The organism is Streptomyces sp. NPDC049915 (assembly GCF_040656475.1).
GTDB lineage: Bacteria > Actinomycetota > Actinomycetes > Streptomycetales > Streptomycetaceae > Streptomyces.
Window position 1 is genome coordinate 138,357 of record NZ_JBFAMH010000007.1, and the last position, 22,055, is coordinate 160,411.

General features: G+C 72.4%; 19 protein-coding genes and 2 tRNA genes. 3 read left to right on the plus strand and 18 right to left on the minus strand.

From position 1 onward, the window contains the following. Positions 1–4: 4 nt before the first annotated feature. From AB0J12_RS14960 to leuS, 5 genes are all read right to left on the minus strand, one after another. A complete protein-coding gene (locus AB0J12_RS14960) occupies positions 5–2,545 on the minus strand; it encodes a ComEC/Rec2 family competence protein (protein WP_363264875.1) in 2,541 nt (846 codons plus the stop codon). 176 nt (positions 2,546–2,721) lie between these two features. Beyond that, entirely contained in the window at positions 2,722–3,753 is a 1,032-nt protein-coding gene (locus AB0J12_RS14965; RefSeq protein WP_363264705.1) for a ComEA family DNA-binding protein, read from the minus strand. Positions 3,754–3,920: 167 nt separating this feature from the next. Continuing rightward, positions 3,921–4,766 carry a DegV family protein gene (locus AB0J12_RS14970; RefSeq protein WP_363264706.1) on the minus strand — a complete coding sequence of 282 codons (846 nt, stop codon included), beginning with the start codon at positions 4,764–4,766 and terminating at the stop codon, positions 3,921–3,923. A gap of 72 nt (positions 4,767–4,838) precedes the next feature. Then, a complete protein-coding gene (locus AB0J12_RS14975) occupies positions 4,839–5,573 on the minus strand; it encodes a hypothetical protein (RefSeq protein ID WP_363264707.1) in 735 nt (244 codons plus the stop codon). Positions 5,574–5,716: 143 nt separating this feature from the next. After that, a complete protein-coding gene (gene leuS, locus AB0J12_RS14980; protein WP_363264708.1) occupies positions 5,717–8,590 on the minus strand; it encodes a leucine--tRNA ligase in 2,874 nt (957 codons plus the stop codon). Positions 8,591–8,993: 403 nt separating this feature from the next. Between leuS and AB0J12_RS14985 the strand changes: the two genes are divergently transcribed. Next, a complete protein-coding gene (locus tag AB0J12_RS14985) occupies positions 8,994–10,475 on the plus strand; it encodes a cytochrome b/b6 domain-containing protein (protein WP_363264709.1) in 1,482 nt (493 codons plus the stop codon). Beyond that, positions 10,472–12,082: an NADH-ubiquinone oxidoreductase-F iron-sulfur binding region domain-containing protein gene (locus AB0J12_RS14990; protein ID WP_363264710.1), complete on the plus strand. Its 1,611-nt coding sequence runs from the start codon at positions 10,472–10,474 to the stop codon at positions 12,080–12,082. The genes AB0J12_RS14985 and AB0J12_RS14990 overlap by 4 nt, the downstream gene beginning before the upstream one ends. Before the next feature lie 107 nt (positions 12,083–12,189). Here AB0J12_RS14990 and AB0J12_RS14995 read toward each other — a convergent pair. From AB0J12_RS14995 to AB0J12_RS15040, 10 genes are all read right to left on the minus strand, one after another. Further along, positions 12,190–12,262: transfer RNA gene (locus AB0J12_RS14995), tRNA-Ala, on the minus strand. 127 nt (positions 12,263–12,389) lie between these two features. Continuing rightward, positions 12,390–12,623 carry a hypothetical protein gene (locus AB0J12_RS15000; RefSeq protein ID WP_003976229.1) on the minus strand — a complete coding sequence of 78 codons (234 nt, stop codon included), beginning with the start codon at positions 12,621–12,623 and terminating at the stop codon, positions 12,390–12,392. A 3-nt stretch (positions 12,624–12,626) separates the two neighbouring features. Further along, on the minus strand, positions 12,627–12,800 hold the full coding sequence (locus AB0J12_RS15005; RefSeq protein ID WP_363264711.1) for a hypothetical protein: 174 nt from the start codon (positions 12,798–12,800) through the stop codon (positions 12,627–12,629). Positions 12,801–13,110: 310 nt separating this feature from the next. Continuing rightward, positions 13,111–13,183 (minus strand) — tRNA-Ala (locus AB0J12_RS15010). 113 nt (positions 13,184–13,296) lie between these two features. Continuing rightward, entirely contained in the window at positions 13,297–13,992 is a 696-nt protein-coding gene (locus AB0J12_RS15015; RefSeq protein ID WP_363264712.1) for a histidine phosphatase family protein, read from the minus strand. Next, positions 13,989–14,435: a ribosome silencing factor gene (gene rsfS / locus AB0J12_RS15020; RefSeq protein ID WP_361638445.1), complete on the minus strand. Its 447-nt coding sequence runs from the start codon at positions 14,433–14,435 to the stop codon at positions 13,989–13,991. Before rsfS ends, AB0J12_RS15015 begins: the two co-directional genes overlap by 4 nt. Positions 14,436–14,537: 102 nt before the next feature. Next, on the minus strand, positions 14,538–16,265 hold the full coding sequence (locus AB0J12_RS15025) for an LCP family protein (RefSeq protein WP_363264713.1): 1,728 nt from the start codon (positions 16,263–16,265) through the stop codon (positions 14,538–14,540). A gap of 16 nt (positions 16,266–16,281) precedes the next feature. Continuing rightward, complete coding sequence (nadD, locus tag AB0J12_RS15030; RefSeq protein ID WP_363264714.1) at positions 16,282–16,992, minus strand: nicotinate-nucleotide adenylyltransferase; 711 nt, start codon at positions 16,990–16,992, stop codon at positions 16,282–16,284. Positions 16,993–17,090: 98 nt separating this feature from the next. After that, positions 17,091–17,255, minus strand: a complete 165-nt coding sequence (locus AB0J12_RS15035; protein WP_361638440.1) for a hypothetical protein — start codon at positions 17,253–17,255, stop codon at positions 17,091–17,093. A gap of 110 nt (positions 17,256–17,365) precedes the next feature. Continuing rightward, complete coding sequence (locus AB0J12_RS15040; RefSeq protein ID WP_363264715.1) at positions 17,366–17,527, minus strand: hypothetical protein; 162 nt, start codon at positions 17,525–17,527, stop codon at positions 17,366–17,368. 115 nt (positions 17,528–17,642) lie between these two features. Between AB0J12_RS15040 and AB0J12_RS15045 the strand changes: the two genes are divergently transcribed. Further along, positions 17,643–18,740, plus strand: a complete 1,098-nt coding sequence (locus AB0J12_RS15045) for a M48 family metallopeptidase (RefSeq protein WP_363264876.1) — start codon at positions 17,643–17,645, stop codon at positions 18,738–18,740. Between the two features lie 49 nt (positions 18,741–18,789). On the opposite strand, the gene AB0J12_RS15050 is transcribed toward AB0J12_RS15045, so the two are convergent. The 3 genes from AB0J12_RS15050 to AB0J12_RS15060 form a co-directional block, all read right to left on the minus strand. Beyond that, positions 18,790–19,860 (minus strand): hypothetical protein, encoded by a 1,071-nt coding sequence (locus tag AB0J12_RS15050; RefSeq protein ID WP_363264716.1) that lies wholly within the window; start codon positions 19,858–19,860, stop codon positions 18,790–18,792. Positions 19,861–19,970: 110 nt separating this feature from the next. Then, positions 19,971–20,546, minus strand: a complete 576-nt coding sequence (locus AB0J12_RS15055; RefSeq protein WP_363264717.1) for a hypothetical protein — start codon at positions 20,544–20,546, stop codon at positions 19,971–19,973. A 141-nt stretch (positions 20,547–20,687) separates the two neighbouring features. Then, entirely contained in the window at positions 20,688–21,974 is a 1,287-nt protein-coding gene (locus tag AB0J12_RS15060) for a glutamate-5-semialdehyde dehydrogenase (protein WP_363264718.1), read from the minus strand. Positions 21,975–22,055: the final 81 nt, after the last annotated feature.

A 22,055-nucleotide genomic window follows, 5' to 3' on the forward strand; every position in this document is an offset into this window, starting at 1 on the left:
GCCCTCAGTCTGGCGCCACCCGCAGGCCTCCGTCCGCCCCCGAGCCACCCGGACCCGCGGACCCGAGCACGGCCAGCGACCCGTCCCGGTCGGTCCGCAGCACCGTCGCTCCCCGCGCCCGCAGCGCGTGGACGGTCACGGGAGCGGGATGCCCGTACGGGTTGTCCGCACCCACGGACACCAGCGCCAGCCGCGGAGCGGCCATCCGTATCAGCCCCGGAACCTGGTACGCGGAGCCGTGGTGGGCCACCTTCAGCACGTCCACATCCCGCAGCGACGCGGCGGCCGGCGACCGTGCCAGCGCCTGCTGCGCGGGCGGTTCGAGATCGCCCAGCATCAGCACCCGCAGTCCCGCCGTCCGCACGAGCAGGGTGACGCTGGCGTCGTTCGGACCGTCCACCGCCGGTGCCGGAGCGGGCCGCGGCCACAACACCTGCCAGGACAGCCCGCCGACCCGTCGCTCCTCCCCCGCCGCGGCCCGGGTGAGGGGAATGTGCCGCGCGGACGCCTCCCTCCTGACGAACCGCACCTGGTCCGCGGGCTGTTCCAGAGCGGTCGTCTCGATCGCCCCCACCGCCCGGCCACGCAGCACTCCGGGCAGCCCGGCGACATGGTCGGCGTGGAAGTGCGTGAGTACGACGAGCGGAATCCGGGTGATGCCCAGGGTGCGCAGGCACCGGTCCACACGGCGCGGCTCGGGTCCGGCGTCCACGACCACCGCACGGCCCTCGCCCGCCGCGAACACCGTCGCGTCGCCCTGCCCCACATCGCACATCACCAGCCGCCAGCCCGGTGGCGGCCAGCCCGTGACGAGCCGGGTCAGCGGCGCCGGCTGCACCACGAACAGCAGGAGGAGCACCCCGCACGCCCCGCACAGCCAGGGGTGACGCAGCAGCCTCCGCCCGGCGAGCACCGCGAGCACGATGACCAGCGCGAGCAGCAGCGCCCCCGTCCAGTTGCCCGGCCAGTCCACGCCCCCGCCGGGCAGGGCCGCTCCCGTCCGCGCCACACCGGCGATCCACTCGGCCGGCCAACTCGCGCACCACGCAAGCGCCTTGGCCAGCGGCATCGCGATCGGGGCGGTCGCCAACGCGGCGAAACCCAAGACCGTCGCCGGTGCGACCGCGACCTCCGCGAGCAGGTTGCAGACCACCCCGACCAGGCTCACCCGCGCGGACAGCACCGCCACGACCGGCGCGCACAGCGCCTGGGCGGCACCCGCGGTCGCCAGTGCCTCGGCCACCCGCGGCGGCACCCGGCGCCGCCGCAGCGCGGCACTCCACCGGGGCGCGATGGTGAGCAAGGCACCGGTGGCCAGCACGGAGAGCAGGAAGCCGTAACTGCGGGCGAGCCACGGGTCGTACAGGACGAGCAGCAGTACCGCCGTCGCCAGCGCCGGGATCAGCGTTCTGCGGCGTCCGGTCGCCAGCGCGAGCAGCCCGACGGATCCACAGGCCGCCGCCCGCAGCACGCTCGGGTCGGGCCGGCACACCACCACGAAGGCGAGAGTCACTCCCGCGCCCAGCAGGGCCGTCGCCCGCAGGGGAAGTCCGAGGCGGGGCGCAAGGCCCCGGCGTTCGGCCCGCTGGGCCAGGCCGGGTGGGCCGAGGAGCAGCGCGAGGAGGATGGTGAAGTTCGCACCGGACACGGCCAGGGTGTGGGTGAGGTCGGTCTCCTTGAACGCCTCGTCCAGGTCCGGCGTGATCCGTGAGGTGTCCCCCACGACCAGCCCGGGGAGCAGGGCCCGCGCGTCGGCCGGCAGGCCGTCGGTCGCCTTGCGCAGCCCGGTCCGCAACCGCCCCGCCAGCCGCTGCGGCCCCGACGGCTCCCCGACCACCCGCGGTTTCCCGGGGTCCCGCACCCGCAGCACGGCCGCGACCCGGTCCCCGCCGAGGAGGGACGGAGCGAGCCGGCCGCTCACCCGGAGCGTGGTGCTCGGCAGCAGTTCCAGCCACGGGGAGTTGGCGGGGCGGGGCCCGCCCCTGCTCCCCGCGTCCACGATCAGCAGTACGGGCGCCCGAGTCCCCACCCGCCGCCCGCCGCTCTTCTCCACCGCCCGCACCTCCGCCTCGATCACCACGGAGGGCGAGGTGACATGGTCGCCCCGCACCCGGGGCCGGGTGAGGCGCGCGTCGGAGGTGATCTCCACGTCGGCGGTCACCGCCGCGTACTGCCGGGCCAGCACCGGCACCGGTCCTCTGCGCAGATCCGCGCCGTGCAGCCCGGCGGAGGCCGCGGCGGCCGCGGCGCACAGGAGGACGGCGGCGAGGGGCACACCGATCCCCGCGCGCCCCTTGGGCCACGGCACCGGCCCCCGCTGCCGTGGGACGCTCGGCGCACCGCCCCCGCCTCGCCCGACCGCCAGCAGGGCGACGCCGATGGCCAGGCAGGCGGCCGTCACGCCCACGACCACCCACGGCGGTGCGTCCAGCGTCACGGCTGCCGTCGCCCATGCCGCCAGCGCCGACGGCACCAGCCGGAGGTCCACCGGCCCCTCCTGCCGGGGATGGGCGTCCCCGAGCCGGTTCCCGGACGCGGCGTGCACCGGGTTACGGAGGGTCTCGGCGGGACCTTCGTCAGCCGTCCGGCGCTCCCCGGCGGCACCTTTCTCAGCCGTCCGCCGCTCCTCGGCGGGACTCTCCTCCACCGCCCTGCGCATCTCGGCGGACCCTTCCTCCGCCGCCCTGCGCTGCCCCTCGTGCCGAACACGCGGCCCGGCGCTCATGGCCGCACCAGTTCCCGCAGGTCGGCGAAGCGGCGGTCGCCGATGCCGTTGACCTCGCGCAGTTCGTCCACCGACCGGAAACCGCCGTGCCGGGTGCGGTAGTCGATGATGTGCTGCGCCAGGACGGGACCCACCCCCGGCAGGGCGTCGAGCTGGTCCACCGTGGCGGTGGTGAGCGAGACGGGCGCCGCGGGGGCACCCCCGGCCATGGCTCCCGCCGAGCCACCACCCCCACCGGCCCCGCTGCCCGCGCTGCCCCCGCCACTCGCGCCGGTCCCGGCGGCGGGCGGGGGCCCGCCGACGACCACCTGTTCCCCGTCGATCAGGAAGCGGGCGCGGTTGAGGCCCTGGGTGTCGGTCCCGGGTCGCACCCCGCCGGCCGCGCGGAGCGCGTCGACGACCCGGGAACCGGCCGGCAGGCGGTGGATGCCGGGTTTGCGGACCTTGCCGCTGACATCGACCACGATCTCGGGCCCGGCGGTCACGGCGGGACGGGGCGGGTCCGCGCGGACGTCTGTCGTGGCCGGCTCCACGGCCTGGGGGGCCGCCGCACGCACCACTTCGGGCGCCCTCACGGTCTCGGTGCGGCCCGTCCAGAAGTGCTGCGCCGCGAGGACGGCCGCCACGAGGAGCAGCACGCCGAGCGCGAGCACACTGCGGCGTTCCAGACCGCACCGGGTCTGCACCCACACCGGCATCCGCTCGCGCAGCGCCGGCCCGACCCCCGTCCACCGACGAGCACCCCGCTGCTCCGGCGCCGGCGGCTCGGCCCGGACCGGGTCCGCGTCCGCGTCCGGCGCCCTCGCCACACCGGGCGTGGGTGGCGCCGCGCCCGACTCCGGCCCGGCGCCGGTGTGTTGGGCGAAGAGGATCTGTGCACGCCGGCGCAGTTCGTCCGCCGACACGTGCCGCTTGTGGTGGCGGACGCGGCCGGCCGGGCGCCGTTCACGCAGGCGGCCGTCGGAGGCCGGGCCCCGGCCGGGACCGCTGGTCGCATGAGCTGGACGTGTGCGTTCTCGAAGTGCCATGCGACGAGCATCGGCCAGACCGCCGATCCGCGATGATCTTGCTCGAATTCCGTGGACAGCCGCCGAGTTGTGGATATCCGGGCCACTCACACGGGTGAGAGTCACGGCGGCAAGACGGGTGATCCACCGCGGCAAGACGGGTAATTCGCCGCGGCAAAACGGGTGGTTCACCGCGGCGAGACCACGACCCCCAGCAGGCCCGGCCCCGTGTGCGCGCCGATGACCGCGCCGACTTCGCTCACATGAAGGTCGGCCAGCCCGGGCACCCGCGCCCGCAGCCGCTCCGCGAGCGCCGACGCCCGGTCGGCGGCGGCGAGATGGTGGACGGCGACATCGACCGGCGCGCCGCCCGCCCGCTCGGCGACGATCTCCTCCAGACGCGCGATCGCCTTGGACGCCGTGCGCACCTTCTCCAGCGGCTCGATCCGGCCGCCTTCCAGTTGCAGCAGCGGCTTCACCGCGAGCGCGGAGCCCAGCAGGGCCTGCGCGGTCCCGATCCGCCCGCCCCGGCGCAGGTAGTCGAGGGTGTCGACGTAGAAGTAGGCGGCCGTGCCCGCGGCCCGCTTCTCAGCGGCCGTGACGGCCTCGTCCACGGTGCCGCCGCTCTCCGCCGTCTCGGCGGCGGTGACCGCGCAGAAACCGAGTGCCATCGCGACCATGCCGGTGTCCACGACCCGCACCGGCACGGGGGCCTCACGCGCGGCGCAGACGGCCGCGTCGTAGGTGCCGGACAGTTCGCCGGACAGGTGCAGGGAGACGATGCCGGTGGCGCCCGACGCGGCGACCTTGCGGTAGGTCTCGGCGAACAGCTGGGGGCTGGGGCGCGAGGTGGTGACGGACCGTCGCTTCTGCAGGGCCTGGACGAGCGAGCGGGTCGAGATCTCGGTGCCCTCGTCGAGGGCCCGGCCGCCGAGCACCACCGTCAGCGGCACCGAGGTGATGCCGTGCCGCTCCCTCATCCGGGGCGGCAGGTAGGCCGTGGAATCGGTGACGATCGCGACATGGCGGGACATGAGCTGGAGGTTACCTGCCGTGGCGCGCGGGCGGCAGTCCGGGCCCTTGCACCTGGGAATGCCTTGACCGAATCAGGTCGTGCTCTCCGGGCGCGGCCTCTTCTGCCAGGGGTAGGACGGGCGCGCGGCCGGCGGGGTGATGGCGGGCCGCGCCGGCTCCTCGGAGGTGCGGGCCTCGGGGGTCTCGGGCCAGGTCTGCCGGTGATCCGTGCCGGCGGCGGGGGTCTCGGGCCAGGAGGCAGGCGGCGGGGTCGTCGGCTCGGTCGTCGTCCAGTGCCGCAGGGCGCCCGTCTCCACGTCGATCTGGGCGGTGAGCGCGTCGAGGTCGTCGTCGGCGAGGTGGCCGGCGCGGTCGCGGACCGCCCAGCGCAGGGAGTCCGCGGAGTGCACGATGCGCTCGGTGCGCTCGCGCAGCCGGGGCAGCCGCTCGGCGAGGGTGGCCCGGTCCGGCTCGGACTCCAGGCGCCTGAGGTCGTCGTCCAGCTCGCGCCCGTGCACGCTGAGCCGTTCGAACAGGCCCAGGGACTCCTTCAGCGACTCGTCCTCGGCCACGCCTGCGTGCAGCGCGTCCTGCGTGGCGCGCATCGAGGTGCGCAGCTTCAGCCTGAGCTCGGCGATCTCACCGGCGGGGCCCGGCCGGCCGAAGGACTTGGCCCGCAGGGTGTGGTCCTCGACCGTGCGGCGGGCCTGGGTGATCGTGCGGTCCACGCCCCGCTTGGCGGCACCGATCGCCTTCGTGGCGGCGTAGGCGCCGAGGGCCACGAAGAGCACGAAAAGCAGGGCGAAGACTGCGATCACTGCTTCCACGACGCTCCTCCTCCAGCCCGCTGCGGCACGCTGCGCGCCACTCCTCCACGGTAAACGCACCGGGCAGGCCCGGAGTTCCGGAAGAACCCCGAACCTGCCCGCAGACAACCCCGCCGAACCCTTAGGGGTCCAGTCCGGGTGCGTCACGCCGGGACGATGTTCACCAGCTTCGGCGCGCGCACGATCACCTTGCGGATGCCGGCGCCGTCCAGCGCCGCGACGACCTTCTCGTCGGCCAGCGCCACCTTCTCCAGCTCCTCCTCGGAGATGGCCGGCGGCACCTCCAGGCGGGCCTTGACCTTGCCCTTGATCTGGACGACGCAGGTCACGGTCTCGTCCACGACGTACGCCGGGTCGGCGACCGGGAAGTCCCGGTGGACGACGGAGCCGGTGTGGCCCAGCCGGCGCCACAGCTCCTCGGCGATGTGCGGGGCCAGCGGCGCGATCAGCAGCACCAGCGCCTCGGCGACGCTCCGCGGCACCGGCCGGCCCGCCTTGGTCAGGTGGTTGTTCAGCTCGGTGACCTTGGCGATGGCGGTGTTGAACCGCATCCCCTCGAAGTCCTGGCGCACGCCGTCGATCGCCTTGTGCAGGGCGCGCAGCGTCTCCTCGTCGGGCTCGGCGTCGACGACGGTGACCTCACCGGTGGTCTCGTCGACGATGTTGCGCCACAGCCGCTGCAGCAGACGGAACTGGCCGACCACCGCGCGCGTGTCCCACGGCCGCGAGACGTCCAGCGGGCCCATCGCCATCTCGTACAGGCGCAGCGTGTCCGCGCCGTACTCGGCGCAGATCTCGTCCGGCGTCACCGCGTTCTTCAGGGACTTGCCCATCTTGCCCAGCAGGCGGCTGACCTTCTCGCCCTGGTAGTAGTAGGCGCCGTCGCGCTCCTCCACCTCGGCGGCGGGCACCGCGATGCCACGGCTGTCGCGGTAGACGTAGGCCTGGATCATGCCCTGGTTGAACAGCTTGTGGAACGGCTCGCGCGACGAGACGTGACCCAGGTCGTACAGCACCTTCGACCAGAAGCGCGCGTACAGCAGGTGCAGCACCGCGTGCTCGGCGCCGCCGACGTACAGGTCGACACCGCCGTGCGGCTTTCCCTCGCGCGGGCCCATCCAGTACTGCTCGATCTCCGGGTCGACCAGCCGCTCGCTGTTGTGCGGGTCCAGGTAGCGCAGCTCGTACCAGCAGGAACCGGCCCAGTTGGGCATGGTGTTGGTCTCGCGGCGGTACTTCTTCGGCCCGTCGCCCAGGTCCAGGGTGACGTTGACCCAGTCCTCGTTGCGCGACAGCGGCGTCTCGGGCTGGGTGTCGGCGTCGTCCGGGTCGAAGGTGCGCGGGCTGTAGTCCTCGACCTCGGGCAGCTCCAGCGGCAGCATCGACTCGGGCAGCGCGTGCGCGATGCCGTCCTCGTCGTAGACGATCGGGAAGGGCTCGCCCCAGTAGCGCTGTCGGCTGAACAGCCAGTCGCGCAGGCGGAAGTTGACGGTGCCCTCGCCGATGCCGCGGGACTGCAGCCACTCGGTGATGCGCGCCTTGGCCTCGGCGACGCCCAGGCCGTCCAGCGTCACGCCCTCACCGGCGGAGTTGACGATCTTCGCGTCGTACGACACGAAGGCGTCGTCCCACGCGGCGGTGTCCTCGCCCCGGCCGTCCGTCGGCGCGACGACGCAGCGGATCGGCAGCTCGAAGGCGCGCGCGAAGGCGAAGTCACGGCTGTCGTGTGCCGGGACGGCCATGATGGCGCCGGTGCCGTAGCCCATCAGGACGTAGTCGGCGATGAAGACGGGGACCTGCTCGCCGTTGACCGGGTTGGTGGCGTAGGCGCCGATGAAGACGCCGGTCTTGTCCTTGGCCTCGGCCTGCCGCTCGACGTCGGACTTGGCGGCGGCCTGCGCGCGGTAGGCGGCGACGGCCTCGGCGGGCGTGGCGTGACCGCCCGTCCACACGTCGTGGGTGCCCTCGGGCCAGGCGTCCGGGGTGAACTTCTCCACCAGCGGGTGCTCGGGCGCCAGCACCATGTAGGTGGCGCCGAACAGGGTGTCGGGGCGGGTGGTGAAGACGGTGATCTTCTCGCCGTCGATGGGGAACTCGACGCGGGCGCCCTCGGAGCGGCCGATCCAGTTGCGCTGCTGCAGCTTGATCGCCTCGGGCCAGTCCAGCGCGTCCAGGTCCTCCAGCAGCCGGTCGGCGTAGGCGGTGATGCGCATGTTCCACTGGCGCAGCTTGGCCTTGAAGACGGGGAAGTTGCCGCGCTCGGAGCGGCCCTCGGCGGTGACCTCCTCGTTGGCCAGGACAGTGCCCAGGCCGGGGCACCAGTTCACCGGCGCGTCGGAGGCGTAGGCCAGCCGGAACTCGCCCAGGACGTCGGCCTTCTCGGCGGCGCTCAGTTCGCTCCACGCGCGCGTGTGGCCCGGGACGGGGCGCTCACCGGACTCGAACTGCGCGACCAGCTCGGAGATCGGGCGGGCCTTCTTCGCCTCCTGGTCGTACCAGGAGTTGAAGATCTGCAGGAAGATCCACTGGGTCCACTTGTAGTAGTCCGGGTCGATCGTGGCGAACGACCGGCGCTTGTCGTGGCCCAGACCCAGCCGGCGCAGCTGGGCCTTCATGTTCTCCATGTTGGCCTCGGTGGACACGCGCGGGTGCGTGCCGGTCTGCACGGCGTACTGCTCGGCGGGCAGGCCGAAGGCGTCGAAGCCCAGGGTGTGCAGGACGTTGTGGCCGGTCATCCGCTGGAAGCGGGCGAAGACGTCGGTGGCGATGTAGCCGAGCGGGTGGCCGACGTGCAGACCCGCACCGGAGGGGTACGGGAACATGTCCATGATGAACTTCTCGGGCCGGGCGGCGGTCTGCGCGTCTCCCGCCAGGTCGCCCTTGGGGTTGGCCGCGGCGTAGGTGCCGTCCGCGTCCCAGAAGTCCTGCCAGCGTGCCTCGATCTCGGCGGCCATCGCGGCCGTGTAGCGGTGCGGCGCGGCCGCCTCCGAAGAGGCGGCGGGGTTCGTCTCGCTCATGATCCTCAAAGCTCCATCGATCGTCTCTGCCAGCGGCTTCCTCATCCGGAAACGAAAAATCCCCTCACACAGGAGGGGACGCCGCGCCGATTCCGACCCCGTTCTCACCGGCGGTCGGGACTGATCAGCGCGGCTCGCTAAGCAGAAGGCGTACGGCACGCATGGCGCCAGGGTACCGCACCCCTTGAGCAAGCTGCGACGCGCTTCCGTACGACTGGGAGAACAACGACACACACGGATCGAAGGCCAAGGATTACCCGGCGTAACAGCAACTAAGGGACATCACCACAAGCTCATTGTCATTTGATAACAGCGCAATAACTCAAACCTCGTACTCGCCGGTATGGCGCCACCTAGAGTGCGGCAACGGGACCGCTTTCCCGAACTGCTCGGAGTTGCCCCCATGAACCGTCGTCGTAGTACCCCCTCGCTCCCCCGGCCGGGCCGCTCGGCCTACGGGGTCGCGTCGGCCGTCGTCCTGCTCCTCATACCCGTGTTCGTGCTGGTGGGAGGTGACCGGGTCCGCGACTTCCTCAACTTCGGCGCGGGCGTGCTCTCGCTCGTCTCGCTCAGCTGCTCGGTGATCTGGGGCCTGGTCGCCCAGGACCGGATCCTCCTCAACACCCGCCAGCGGATCGTCGGACAGGCCGTGCACCGCACCACCGCGGTCGCCTCGATCGCGTTCCTGCTGCTGCACATCACGACCAAGCTCGCCCTGGACCACACGGTGCTGATCGCCGCGGTGATCCCGTTCTCGCTGGGCGTCACCGGCAGCGCCGGACTGATCGGGCTCGGCTCCGCGGCCGGGCTGCTGATGATCTTCGTGGGCGTCACCGGGGCGCTGCGCAGCAGGTTCGCCTCGCCCGCGCCCGTCGCGGCGCGCTGGCGGGCCATGCACATGCTGGCCTACCCGGCCTGGTGCGCCGCCCTGGTCCACGGCCTCTACGCGGGTCGATCCGCCAAGCCGCTCTTCGTCTTCCTGTACGGCCTGGCCCTGGTCGCCGTCATCGCCGCCCTGGCGCTGCGTGCGGCGCCGCGCCCGGTCAAGCGCCGCTTCGCCGACACGGTCGCCTCCCTCCTGGGCACGGAAGAACGCGCCGGCCGCGAGGAACCGGAGGCGGGCCGGGCCCGGGTGACAGAACAGGAAGGCGGTGCGCCGGCGGCGCCGGACGCCTCCGCGCTGTCCGGTTACGGCATCCCCCGGCAGCGCACCGGCACACCGGCCGCGGCGGCCTACGACGCCCCGAAGCCGGAGCCGGCCGGCGGCTTCGCGGCGGCCTACCGTGCCGTCTCCGCACGCGCGCGTGCGGCGCAGCCGTTCACCGCCGACCAGCCCTACGCGACCGGTCAGAGCCTGGCCGCGGACCAGCCCTACGCGACCGGCCAGCCCTTCGCCGCAGATCAGGCGTACACGACCGGTCAGACCCCCGCCGCCGACCACGCCTTCGCCACCGACCAGACCTTCGCAACCGGGGCGTCCTACGCCGGCGACCGGACCGCGCGGACGGACGGCCCCCGGTACGCGCGCGTGGATACGCCGCTGGACATGCAGCCCACCCAGGCGATGCCCCGCACGGACGGCGGCGGCGGCCCCGCCGGCGGCTGGCCGATCCCGTCCCCGCCGCCGGTCGGCGAGGCGCCCCCCTCGGCGTACGACCCGCTGAGCGACACCGGCTACACCGTCCCGGCCTACGGTGGCGCGGACAGTTCCGGCCACGGGGGACGTGACCTGTACGACACCGGTGAGACGAACCCCCTGTCCGGCGCGTACCAGTCGAACGACACGTACACCAGCGGTCCCGCCACGGAAACCCTGCCCGGCGCCTCCTTCGACGCTCCGGGTTCCGGCGAGCCCTGGAACACGCCTTCCGGAGGCTACAGGTGAACGAGGCCCTACCCGACGTCCCCGAGGTCCGCGTGGTCGGACTTCCGCAACTCACGTCGGGTTTCGACCTTGTCGAGCGACTCGATCTGCCGATGCACCTGAAGGTGCACGGGCCGCTCGAACCGATGGGCGGCGAGCAGCTCGCCCAGCTCGCCGAGCGCATCAACCTCAGGGGCCGCGGCGGCGCGGGCTTCCCCTTCCACAAGAAGCTGCGCTCGGTCGCCGAGTCGGCGATCCGCCGCGGGGTGCGGCCGGTCGTCGTCGTCAACGGCAGCGAGGACGAACCGGCCTGCCGCAAGGACACGGTCCTCATCAACCGGGCCCCGCACCTCATCCTGGACGGCGCTCTGCTGTGCGCCGAGGCCCTCGGTGCCCGCACGCTCGTGGTGGGGGTCACCCGGGAGTCCACGCAGCGCTCCATGGAGGCCGCGCTCGCCGAACGCGGCCTGAGCAACGGCCGTAGATCCGCGCTCCGCGCGCGCGTGCAGCGCAACCCGGTGCGCATGGTCACCGGCGCGGCCGCCTCCCTGATCCGCTCGGTCGACGGCGGCCCGGCGATCCCGCCCGGCCGCAAGATCAGCGCCTCGCAGAGCGGCGTGGGCGGCGCACCGACCCTGCTGTCCAACGCCGAGACGTTCGCGCAGATCGCGATCGCCGCCCGCATCGGCTCGGAGCGCTACGGCAACACCGGCCTGTACGACGAGCCGGGCACCGTCATGCTGACGGTGTCCGGCGCGGTCGCGCGCCCCATGGTGATCGAGGTCCCCACAGGCGTGCCGCTGCGCTACGTGCTGCAGCTGGCGGGCGCGCCGCCGGTGCCGCAGGGCGTGCTGACCGGTGGCTACCACGGCAAGTGGATCGACGCGGCGACCGTGAACGAGGCGATCGTCTCGCGCAACTCGCTGGACGCGGTGGGCGGTTCGCTGGGTGCCGGGGCGATCCTGCCGATCAGTCAGGAGACCTGCCCGCTGGGCGAGTCGCTGCGGGTGGCGCAGTGGCTGGCCGAGGAGAGCGCCGGCCAGTGCGGCCCTTGCTACCTCGGCCTGCCGGCCGCCGCGCGCGGTCTCGCGGACATCCTGAACGGGGGCGGTCCGGCCGCCCTCGAGGCGGTGAAGCAGGTCGCCAAGAACGTCAAGCGGCGCGGGGCGTGTTCGCACCCGGACGGCTCGGCGATGTTCCTGGAGTCGACCATCAAGGCGTTCACCGACGACCTCGCCGCGCATGTCCTCGGCAACGGCTGCGGGCGGCCCGTACAGGGCGTGCTGCCGCTCTTCGAGGGGGGCAGGGGGCCGACGGGCCTGCCGGGCGGCGCGGCCGCCGAGGACACCGGGCCGAGCCGGCAGAAGATCTACGTCGACTGGACGCTGTGCCGGGGCCACGGCCTGTGCGCGGACATCCTGCCGGAGGTGTTCGAGCTCGGCGCCGACGGCTTCCCGACGGTCGCGCAGGCGTCGGTGCCGCGCTACGCGGAGGCGAAGGCGCTGCGCGCGGTACGCCGTTGCCCGGCGCTGGCGCTGCGCATCGAGGAGGACACGCGCGCGGAGCCCGCCCGCGCCAACCTGCCGGTGCTCTCACAGGGCCGGGGCCGGAGGGCGCTCGGCCGCTGACGCGAGGAGAGGCGTGCCCCTCGGGGCCGCCTCTCCTGATGCCGGTGTGACGCACCGAACACGTCGAGGGCGGGCCATCCTCTCGGATGACCCGCCCTCGATTGCTGTGGAGCTAAGGAGAATTGAACTCCTGACCTCCTGCATGCCATGCAGGCGCTCTACCAACTGAGCTATAGCCCCTTGTTCCGCTTCGCCGCCCGGTTTCCCTCTCGGTTCCCCCGGCGACGACGTAAACATTACAGGGCCTGCGGGTGCACCACCAAATCCATTCCCCCGGCACCCCACTTAGGGGCAAATGTCCGCTTCACTAGGCCGTGACGAAGGAGTAGAACCGCTTGAGCGTGCAGTGCTCCTCGAGCAGCCGGCCGTAGATCGGCTCGCCCTCAAGCTCCCGGTACGTCTCGATGGGGTCGCCTTTTATGATCAGCGCCCGCGCGCATTCCTCGCACCAGTACTGGTAGTCCGGGTTGACCGGCTCCATGTCACGGACGATCGGCGTACCGCTGCCGCACCAGTCGCACTTCCGCCTGTGGGCACCCATGGGTCAGCTCCAGCTGTGGCCGCAGGCCGTACACACGTACGAGACTCCGCCGTTGTCGCCGAGGACTTGGGCCACATGCGCGGAACCGCAGGAAGGGCAGCTGAGCCGGGCCACCGTGCCCCGGGCACCGCCGGCGTCGAAGAGGTCACCGACCTCTTCGAGGATGCTCGCAGGCATCACTACTCCCTCCCGTCGGGCCGCGCCCCCTTCCGGCCGTTTGATTCTGCCACGACCGGGCCAATACGGTCAGCGACGCCGTCGTACCGGTCCGGACAGGGCACCCACCAGGGCCGACGCGGCGAGCGCGCGCATGCGTGTGAGAAGCGCGTCCGCAGAGCTATACGCCCCCGGGCGCCGAGTGACTCAAGCGGAGGAGAGGAAGCGGGCCCCGACCCTGCCGGGTGGAGCCCGGACATGAAAAATCCCGCCCCTGAGGGACGGGATCATCATCTACCGATCGTTGACATCTCCAAGGAGTGTCGATCAGTGGAGCTAAGGAGAATTGAACTCCTGACCTCCTGCATGCCATGCAGGCGCTCTACCAACTGAGCTATAGCCCCGGGCTTTGTTCTTCCCGCTCGGGCGGGGCGAACAAGAAGAACTTTAGCCTGCGACCTGCCGGAAAGTGAAATCCGGGTCCCGGGCGCCGCCGGCGGGGCGCCCGATCCGGCGGTCAGTCGTCGTCGCCGAGGACGGGTTCCGGCAGGGTGCCGGCGTTGTGCTCCAGCAGCCGCCAGCCGCGGGCGCCCTCGCCGAGCACCGACCAGCAGCAGTTGGACAGCCCACCCAGGCTCTCCCAGTGCTGGGCCTCCAGGCCGAGCAGGCGGCCGATGGTGGTGCGGATGGTGCCGCCGTGGCTGACGACGACGAGCGTGCCGTCCTCGGGCAGCTTCTCGGTGTACCGGAGCACGACCGGGGCGGCGCGGTCGGCGACCTCGGTCTCCAGCTCGCCGCCGCCGCGGCGGACCGGCTCACCGCGCTTCCACGCGGTGTACTCGTCCCCGTGGCGGGCGACGATCTCGTCGTGGGTCAGGCCCTGCCACACCCCGGCGTAGGTCTCGCGCAGGCCCTCGTCGTGGGTGACCTCAAGGCCGGTGAGCGCGGCCAGCTCGGCGGCGGTGCGCGCGGCCCGCTCGAGGTCGGAGGAGACGATCGCGTCGGGCCGCAGCGAGGCCAGCAGCCGGGCGGCGCGGCGGGCCTGGGACACACCGGTCTCGGTGAGGGGGACGTCCGTGGAGCCCTGGAAGCGGCGCTCCACGTTCCAGGACGTCTGGCCGTGCCGCCACAGGATGACGCGGCGGCCCCGGCGCGGCTCGCCGCCGCCCCGGGAACCGGTGCCGGTGCCGGTGCCGGTAGCGGGTGCGGTCATCGCCAGTCACCGTCCGGTTCGACGGCCTCCTCGGCTGCCTGCTGCTTGGCGTGCTCCTCGGCCTTGCCGCGGGTGGCCCGGGCGTCCTCGGGCAGGTCGAGCTCGGGGCAGTCCTTCCACAGCCGCTCCAGCGCGTAGAAGACACGCTCCTCGCTGTGCTGTACATGGACGACGATGTCGACGTAGTCGAGCAGGACCCAGCGGGCCTCGCGGTCGCCCTCGCGGCGCACGGGCTTGGCGCCGAGTTCCTTCTGCAGGCGCTCCTCGATCTCGTCGACGATCGCCTTGACCTGGCGGTCGTTGGGTGCGGAGGCCAGCAGGAAGGCGTCCGTGATGGACAGGACGTCGCTCACGTCGTAGGCGATGACGTCGTGGGCGAGCTTGTCCGCGGCCGCCTGGGCGGCGGTGTTGATCAGTTGGACAGAGCGGTCGGTTGCGGTCACTACAGAGCTTTCCCTCGGCGGTCGGTTTGCCTTCAAGGGTCTCATGACCGCCGACGGCGCCCCGGGTGATTAAAGGATCACCCGGGGCGGGGCCCCGCACGGCTACGAGGCGGAGGGCTTGTAGTCGCGGCCGACGATCACGGTGACGTCCGCGTTGCCCGACGCCGTGCCCTTGGTCACGGAGCCGGCGGGCAGGCCGAGGGTCTTGGCGACCTCGGCGGCGTCGTCCTTGTGCGCGGGGTCGGCGTACACGACCTGCGAGGTCTCGCGGGTCGAGGCGGTGCCGCCCTCGAGGAAGGTGAAGCCGCCGTTGAGGAGGACCACGCGGACCTTGCCGGTGTTGTCCTTCTCACCGCTGGCGTTCTGCACGGAGACCCGGACCGCTGAACCCTGCTCGGGGCTCTTGGCGGTGCCGCCGAGGATGTCCTTGACCACGCTGTTCGCCGCCTGGGCGCTCAGGGTGCCGTCGCCCTGCACCGGCAGCAGCGCCGTGTTGTAGTCGCCGCCCTTGGCCAGGTCGGCGAGCTTGGCCAGGAAGGTGCCGAGGTCCTTGTCGGTCAGGGAGGGGTCGAGGATCTGCTGGAGCGTCTGCACGGTGACCGTGGCGGCCTGCGGGTCGGACGACAGCTTGCGCAGCACGCCCTGCATGACCTGGCCGAACCGCTGCAGCTGGGCGTTGGGCGCCTCGCCCGCGGCCCGGTAGGTGGCGTAGGCGACGGCCATCTTGCCGCTGAGGGTCTGGGCGGTGCCCTTGTGGACGAGGGGCGGGCCGCCCTTCTTCTTGGCGTCGGGGTCGGGGACGTCGGTGTCGGTGTCGACCTCGACGGCGCCGACGACGTCGACCAGGTTCTGCAGGTAGGGGGTGTCCAGGCGCCAGGTGCCCTCGATGTCGGTGCCGAGGACGGTGTCGAGGGCGTCGCGGGTGCCGGAGGAGCCGTCGGCGTCGACGGACTTGGCGAGGGTGGTGGCGGTGCCGTCGTCGTCGGTCAGGGCGAGGTTGTTGGGCAGCAGGACGGTGGTGCCCTGCCGGGTGGTGCTGTTGTCGACGAGCAGCGCCGTGGCGGTGCCGCCCTTCTTGGTGTCGTGCAGGTGGACGACGATCACGTCGCGTTTCTGCGCGGCCACGGCGGTGGCGGAGCCGCCGGACTTCGTGTCCGAGGAGGACAGGCCCGGCAGCTTCCCGGCGTACCAGAGCCAGCCGACGCCACCGGCGGCGACGAGGGCGAGGACGACGACCACGGCGATGAGGCGGCTGCGGGCGCGGCGGCGGGCCTCCTCGCGGCGCTCGGTGCGGTTCTCGGTGAACTTCAGCCAGTCGATGACGTCCTCGGAGTCGCCGTCCGGCTCCTCGACGAAGGCGAACTGCTCGGTGCGGTAGTCCCGCTCCTGCCGCTGCCAGGCGCCGGTGTCGTCGTCGGCGGGCCCGGCCTGATGCGGGATGTGGGCGGTCTGCTCGGCGACCCGGGGCTGCTGCCCGCTGGTCGCCGCCTGCCCGTAGGGGTCGTAAGCCGAAGGGTCGTACGCCGGGCTGTGCGCACCCGTGCCGTACGTGCCGTAAGGGTCGGCGGCCGGCTGGTTGCCGGTGTCCTGCGCGGGGGCGGCGTACTGCTGGTGACCGTAGGGGTCCTGGGCGGGCGCCTGGGGCTGGTGTCCGGTCGGGTACGCGTCGTAGCCGTACCCTTGCGCGGCGTACGGGTCGTAGGGCGCCTGCGCGCTCGGCTGCTGCGCCTGGACCTGCTGGTAGACCGGCCGGCCGTACTCGTCGTAGCCGACGATTTCGTACTGGTCGCCGCCGTGGCTGCCGTGCCCCGCGTCGTATCGGTCGTTCACCGGTGCCCCTCTCGGTTCACTCGCCGCGGTACAGCTCGCGCTTGTCGATGTAGCGCACGACTCCGTCGGGCACCAGATACCAGATGGGGTCTCCCTTGGCGACCCTCGCCCGGCAGTCGGTGGAGGAGATGGCGAGCGCGGGGACCTCGACGAGGGAGACGCCGCCCTCGGGCAGCCCCGGGTCGTCCAGGTGGTGGCCGGGGCGGGTGACGCCGACGAAGTGGGCGAGGGAGAACAGTTCCTCGATGTTGCGCCAGGTGAGGATCGCGGAGAGGGCGTCGGCGCCGGTGATGAAGAACAGGTCCGTGTCGGGGTTGAGGGCCCGCAGGTCGCGCAGGGTGTCGACGGTGTAGGTCGGCCCGCCGCGGTCGATGTCGATGCGGCTGACGGAGAACTGCGGGTTCTCGGCGGTCGCGATGACCGTCATCAGGTAGCGGTCCTCGGCCGGGGAGACCGTGCGGTGGCTCTTCTGCCACGGCTCACCGGTCGGGACGAAGACGACCTCGTCGAGGTGGAACTGCGCGGCGACCTCGCTGGCGGCCACCAGGTGGCCGTGGTGGATCGGGTCGAAGGTGCCGCCCATGACGCCGAGACGGCGCTTGCCCGCGCCGGCCGGGCCGTGGCCCGGGGCGTTCGGGGGCGCGAGGCGCGGCCCCTCGTCGTGCGTGCCGTGCGGGCCGCCGGCCGTGTCGTGCGCCGGACCGGTAGGCATGTCCTGCTCTCCCATGCGTGCAGACCCTACCGGCCCGGCCTGAGGGCTCCGTTGCGGCCGCCGGTTCCCCGGGCGGCCCGGGGCGGCCGGGGCCGTCTCGCGGTGGGCCTTGGTCAGCGGTCGCGGTTGAACCGGGTGGTGATCCACAGCAGGAGCAGCAGGATCCCGAGGGCGCAGCCACCGGTGATCGCGGGGTTGAGGCTGTTGTGGTTGCCGCCGTGCTCTTCGCCCTCGGCGGCAAGGGTGACCAAGTGGGCGGCGGCGAGATGGATGCTCATCTTCGGCAGGACCTATCGCGTGTGGGCGGGATAAAGACGTCGGCTCATCGTAAGCGGGCGCCTTCCCGGCGATCACGCCGACTCCGCCGTTGGGGAACCTTCGCAGGTCCTCAGTCGTCCTTCCGCTTGTAGCCCCGCAGCAGGAACCATCCCGTCAGCGCACACCCCACGATCATCACTATCAGTACGACCCGGAGCAGATTCCCCGGCCCTTGCTGCTGGGCGGCGCTCGCGGCCTCGGTGAGCCACGCGGCTCGGGGGGTGTGCTCCATGGCGCGGAACTCCTTCGCTGTAGTGCCCGTCCACGGTAACTCCGCCTAGGCTGGGCTCTGCTTCGGGGGCGCACAGGGCCGCAGGGCGGCCACACAGACGCACATGGGGGATCACATGTCCGACGACGGCCACGAGCAGACCGGGCACGGGGGCGTGCCCAGCAGGCAGCGCAGGCGGTTCCCGGGGATCTCCTCGCGGGCGTACGAGCATCCGGCCGACCGTTCCGCCCTGGTCGCGCTGCGCAAGCTGAGCGGCTTCGACACGGTGTTCAAGGCGCTCAGCGCGCTGCTGCCCGAGCGGAGCCTGAGGCTGCTGTTCCTGTCCGACTCGGTGCGGGTGTCGGAGCAGCAGTTCGCGCACCTCAACGTCATGCTGCTGGACGCCTGCTACATCCTGGACCTGGAGAAGGTCCCGCCGATGTACGTGAACCAGGACCCGCAGCCGAACGCGATGTGCATCGGCCTGGACGAGCCGGTCATCGTGGTGACCACCGGTCTCGTCGAGCTGCTCGACGAGGAGGAGATGCGGGCGGTCGTCGGCCACGAGGTGGGGCACGCCCTGTCCGGGCACGCCGTGTACCGCACGATCCTGCTGTTCCTGACCAGTCTGGCGGTCCGGGTCGCCTGGATCCCGCTGGGCAACCTCGCGATCATGGCGATCGTGACGGCGCTGCGCGAGTGGTTCCGCAAGTCGGAGCTGTCCGCGGACCGGGCGGGCCTGCTGGTCGGGCAGGACGTACAGGCCTCGATGCGCGGCCTGATGAAGATCGCCGGCGGCAACCATCTGCACGAGATGAACGTGGACGCGTTCCTGCAGCAGGCCGAGGAGTACGAGTCCTCGGGCGATCTGCGCGACTCGGTGCTGAAGATCCTGAACGTGCTGCCGCGCTCGCACCCGTTCACCACCGTGCGGGCGGCCGAGCTGAAGAAGTGGTCGCAGTCCCGGGACTTCCAGCGGCTCATGGACGGCCACTACCCGCGGCGCAGCGAGGACAAGGACACCTCGGTGTCGGACTCGTTCCGGGAGTCGGCGTCGCACTACGCCAACCATGTGAAGACATCCAAGGACCCGCTGATGAAGCTGGTCAGCGACCTCGCGGACGGTGCGGGTGACCTGGGCAGCCGGATGCGGCGCGGCTTCGGCGGGTTCGCCGGCCCGCCGCCGTCCGAGGGCGGCTCACCGAAGGACACCCCGCCGCGCGAGGAGGACTGACGGCGCCGGGCGGCCCCTCGCGCCCAGCCTCCGGTTCACGGCCTCCGGCTCACACCTTCGGCTGGGCGCTCGTGGCCAGGGTGCCGCACAGGGCCGTCGCGCTGCCGGTGGCGTAGGGGTCGGTGCCGGCCGGGCCGCCGGATTTCGCGGTCCGTCCGGCGAGCAGCGGGTGCAGGTGGTCGGTGGCGTCGTCGGCGCAGGACAGCGGGCCCGCCTGGACGTAGGAGGCGATCAGCTGGGCCTGGTGCAGCCGCAGGTCGTCCCGGTTGAAGCGGAACTGCAGCTCCCGGCGGACGGTGAACAGGGATGCCGTGGCGTGCTCACCGGAGCCGGTCGGGCGCAGGGCGTAGACGAAGGTGTGGTCGGCGGTGACCTCGAGGGTCGCGGCGTCGGTCTCGGCGGCCGCGAGGGTGCCCTGGACGCGGATCTTGTCGTCGGCCAGCTGGGCCTGGGAAGGGTCGAAGCGGACCATCCAGCCGGTGGGCGCGTGCCGTCCGTCGGCGGAGGGCCGGCGGAAGCTCTGGTCGAACTGGTCGAGCTGGTCCTGGTCGAGCAGGACGCGCACGGGCCGCACCTGCTGCCCGGTGAGCACCTCGGGGTAGAGCGAGGAGCGCACGATGTAGTCCTTGGCGGTGGTGAGGGCGGTCACCACCTGGCTGTCGGAGAAGTGCGCGGTGCTCTGGGAGGCCGGCAGCGGGATGCCCTCGGCCCCGATCCGGTACTGCGCGGCGGGGCTGTGCGCGTACAGATACTCGGCGTCGGCGACGCCGGGCACCTTGCCCTGCGGGGCGAGCGGGATGACGGTCATCCGCGCCGGGTCGGCGGGTCGGCGGGCCACCTCGGAGCTGTAGGGGTGCCGTACACCCATGTACACGGCGGTGCCGAAGGCGACCGCGATGAGCAGGACCAGGATCAGCGCCTGCCGGGACAGCCCCCGGTTGAGGGGCGGGCGGCGGCGCACGGCGGGGGTGTGCTCGGCCATGCGCTCCTCGGCGGAGTACTCCTGGAGGCGGGCAGCGCGGACGAACGACTCGTCGAACACGACGGATCGGTATTCGTCCTCTCCACCACCGGGGGCGCCTTGGGGTGTCCCCTCAGGTGGCTCTCCGGGCCCGGCCATATATTCAGAGTATGTCTCCGGGAGGTCCGGTAAACGCCCTGGTACACCACAACTTCTGATAGCGACTCACCTGCCGGGGACGGCCGCTGCGGGCCTGTTCGGCCCGCCGGTCAGGGTGTACGCGGATGGGCCGGGACGGCGGGACGGGAGTAGTCCGCGGAGGCCGAGGGAGCCTCTGGAGGGCTCTGTTCCAGGCCGGTGGTCGCGGGCGGCGGGGCCTGCTCCCGGTTGCCGCCGGAGCCGCCGCGGTAGACCGCGGCGAAGGCCAGCGCGACCATGCCGATGCCCATCACCAGGGCGAGCATCCAGGCGACGGGCCGATGCCAGCGGACCTGTTTGGCGTACGCCCAGGGGGCGCGGTGGCGGCTGTCGAAGAGGTAGGGGTCGTCGAGGTCGTCGAGGTCGCCTTCATGGCCGTAAGCGCCGCGCTCTCCCCGGCCGTAGTCGTCGTAGCTCTCGCCCGGGTGGTGGGCGCGGCGGGCCGCCTCGGCCTCGGAGGCCTCGGCGCGGGCCTGGGCGGCGGCCAGGAGACGTTCGACGGCGGTCGGCTCGTGGACCGCGGCCGCCCGTACGAAGGCCTCGTCGAACACCACGGAGGCGAACTCTTCGTCCGACACCCCGCGGTCCTGGTCGTCGTCGGGCTCCCAGCCGTCAGAAAACGGCGAACCCCCCACGTCCTCCGGCACGGATCCAGAGTAGACCTGGGGGGTCAATTTGGGCAGACGGTAGGGAAATTCATCCAAGGGACGGGACGGCTTCAGGCCATCTCCTGAAAGGGCGGCGGGCATACGTCATTCGCATATGCCCGCCGTCGAAGAGTGAGACCCTCAGCGCCGCACGTGCCCGTCGCCGGTGACGATGTACTTGGTGCTGGTCAGCTCCGGCAGACCCATCGGGCCGCGCGCGTGCAGCTTCTGCGTGGAGATGCCGATCTCGGCGCCGAAGCCGAACTGGCCGCCGTCGGTGAACCGGGTGGAGGCGTTCACGGCGACCGTGGTGGAGTCCACCAACTGGGTGAAACGGCGGGCCGCCTGCTGGGAGGTGGTCACGATGGCCTCGGTGTGGCCGGACGTCCACAGCCGGATGTGCTCGACGGCGCTGTCGAGGGAGTCCACGACGGCCGCGGCGATGTCGTACGACAGGTACTCGGTCTCCCAGTCCTCGGCGGTGGCCGGCACCACGGCGGCCCGGGACTCCTTGGCGTACGCCTGCACCCGCTCGTCGGCGTGCACGGTCACCCCGGCGTCGGCGAGGGCGTCCAGGGCGCGGGGCAGGAACTCGGCGGCGATGTCCTGGTGGACCAGCAGCGTCTCGGCGGCGTTGCAGACGCCGACCCGGTGCGTCTTGGAGTTGATCAGGATCTCCACGGCCATGTCGAGGTCGGCCTGAGCGTCGACGTAGACGTGGCAGTTGCCGGTGCCGGTCTCGATCACCGGGACGGTGGACTCCTGCACCACGGTGTTGATCAGCGAGGCGCCGCCGCGCGGGATGAGCACGTCGACCAGGCCGCGGGCGCGCATCAGCTCGCGCACGCTGTCCCGGCTCTCCCCCGGCACCAGCTGGACGGCGTCGGCGGGCAGCCCGGCCCCGCCGACGGCGTCGCGCAGTACGCGCACCAGGGCGGTGTTCGACTGGTAGGCCGAGGAGGAGCCGCGCAGCAGGACGGCGTTGCCGGACTTCAGGCACAGGGCGGCGGCGTCCACGGTGACGTTCGGGCGGCCCTCGTAGATGATTCCGACGACGCCGAGGGGGACGCGGACCTGACGCAGATCGATGCCGTTGGGCAGCGTGGAGCCGCGCACGACCTCGCCGACCGGGTCGGGCAGCGCGGCCACGTCGCGCACGTCGGCGGCAATGGCGCGCACCCGCTCGGGGGTGAGCGTCAGCCGGTCGATCATGCCCTCGCTCGTGCCGCTCTCGCGGGCCTTGGCCACGTCCAGGGCGTTGGCCTCGACGATCTCGCTCGTGCGGACCTCCAGCGCGTCCGCGATGGCGAGCAGCGCGTCGTCCTTCTCGGCCCGCGGCAGCGGCGCGAGGGTGGCGGCGGCGGCCTTGGCGCGGTAGGCGGCCTGGGTGACCGGGGACATCGAGTCGTACGGCGAGAGCGTGGTCATGAGGGAAGCGTAGTGCGGCCGGCCGGAGCTCTCATCGCCTGTTCCACACCCCGAGACGGCATCAAACGCCCTCAGACATCA

Bases quoted from the DNA above. Each gene is read 5' to 3' on its own strand.
- AB0J12_RS14965 (WP_363264705.1), bottom strand. From the start codon at position 3,753: ATGGCACTTCGAGAACGCACACGTCCAGCTCATGCGACCAGCGGTCCC.
- AB0J12_RS14970 (WP_363264706.1), bottom strand. From the start codon at position 4,766: ATGTCCCGCCATGTCGCGATCGTCACCGATTCCACGGCCTACCTGCCG.
- leuS (WP_363264708.1), bottom strand. From the start codon at position 8,590: ATGAGCGAGACGAACCCCGCCGCCTCTTCGGAGGCGGCCGCGCCGCAC.
- AB0J12_RS14985 (WP_363264709.1), top strand. From the start codon at position 8,994: ATGAACCGTCGTCGTAGTACCCCCTCGCTCCCCCGGCCGGGCCGCTCG.
- AB0J12_RS15000 (WP_003976229.1), bottom strand. From the start codon at position 12,623: ATGGGTGCCCACAGGCGGAAGTGCGACTGGTGCGGCAGCGGTACGCCG.
- AB0J12_RS15005 (WP_363264711.1), bottom strand. From the start codon at position 12,800: ATGCCTGCGAGCATCCTCGAAGAGGTCGGTGACCTCTTCGACGCCGGC.
- AB0J12_RS15015 (WP_363264712.1), bottom strand. From the start codon at position 13,992: ATGACCGCACCCGCTACCGGCACCGGCACCGGCACCGGTTCCCGGGGC.
- nadD (WP_363264714.1), bottom strand. From the start codon at position 16,992: ATGGGAGAGCAGGACATGCCTACCGGTCCGGCGCACGACACGGCCGGC.
- AB0J12_RS15035 (WP_361638440.1), bottom strand. From the start codon at position 17,255: ATGAGCATCCATCTCGCCGCCGCCCACTTGGTCACCCTTGCCGCCGAG.
- AB0J12_RS15040 (WP_363264715.1), bottom strand. From the start codon at position 17,527: ATGGAGCACACCCCCCGAGCCGCGTGGCTCACCGAGGCCGCGAGCGCC.
- AB0J12_RS15045 (WP_363264876.1), top strand. From the start codon at position 17,643: ATGTCCGACGACGGCCACGAGCAGACCGGGCACGGGGGCGTGCCCAGC.
- AB0J12_RS15050 (WP_363264716.1), bottom strand. From the start codon at position 19,860: ATGGCCGGGCCCGGAGAGCCACCTGAGGGGACACCCCAAGGCGCCCCC.
- AB0J12_RS15060 (WP_363264718.1), bottom strand. From the start codon at position 21,974: ATGACCACGCTCTCGCCGTACGACTCGATGTCCCCGGTCACCCAGGCC.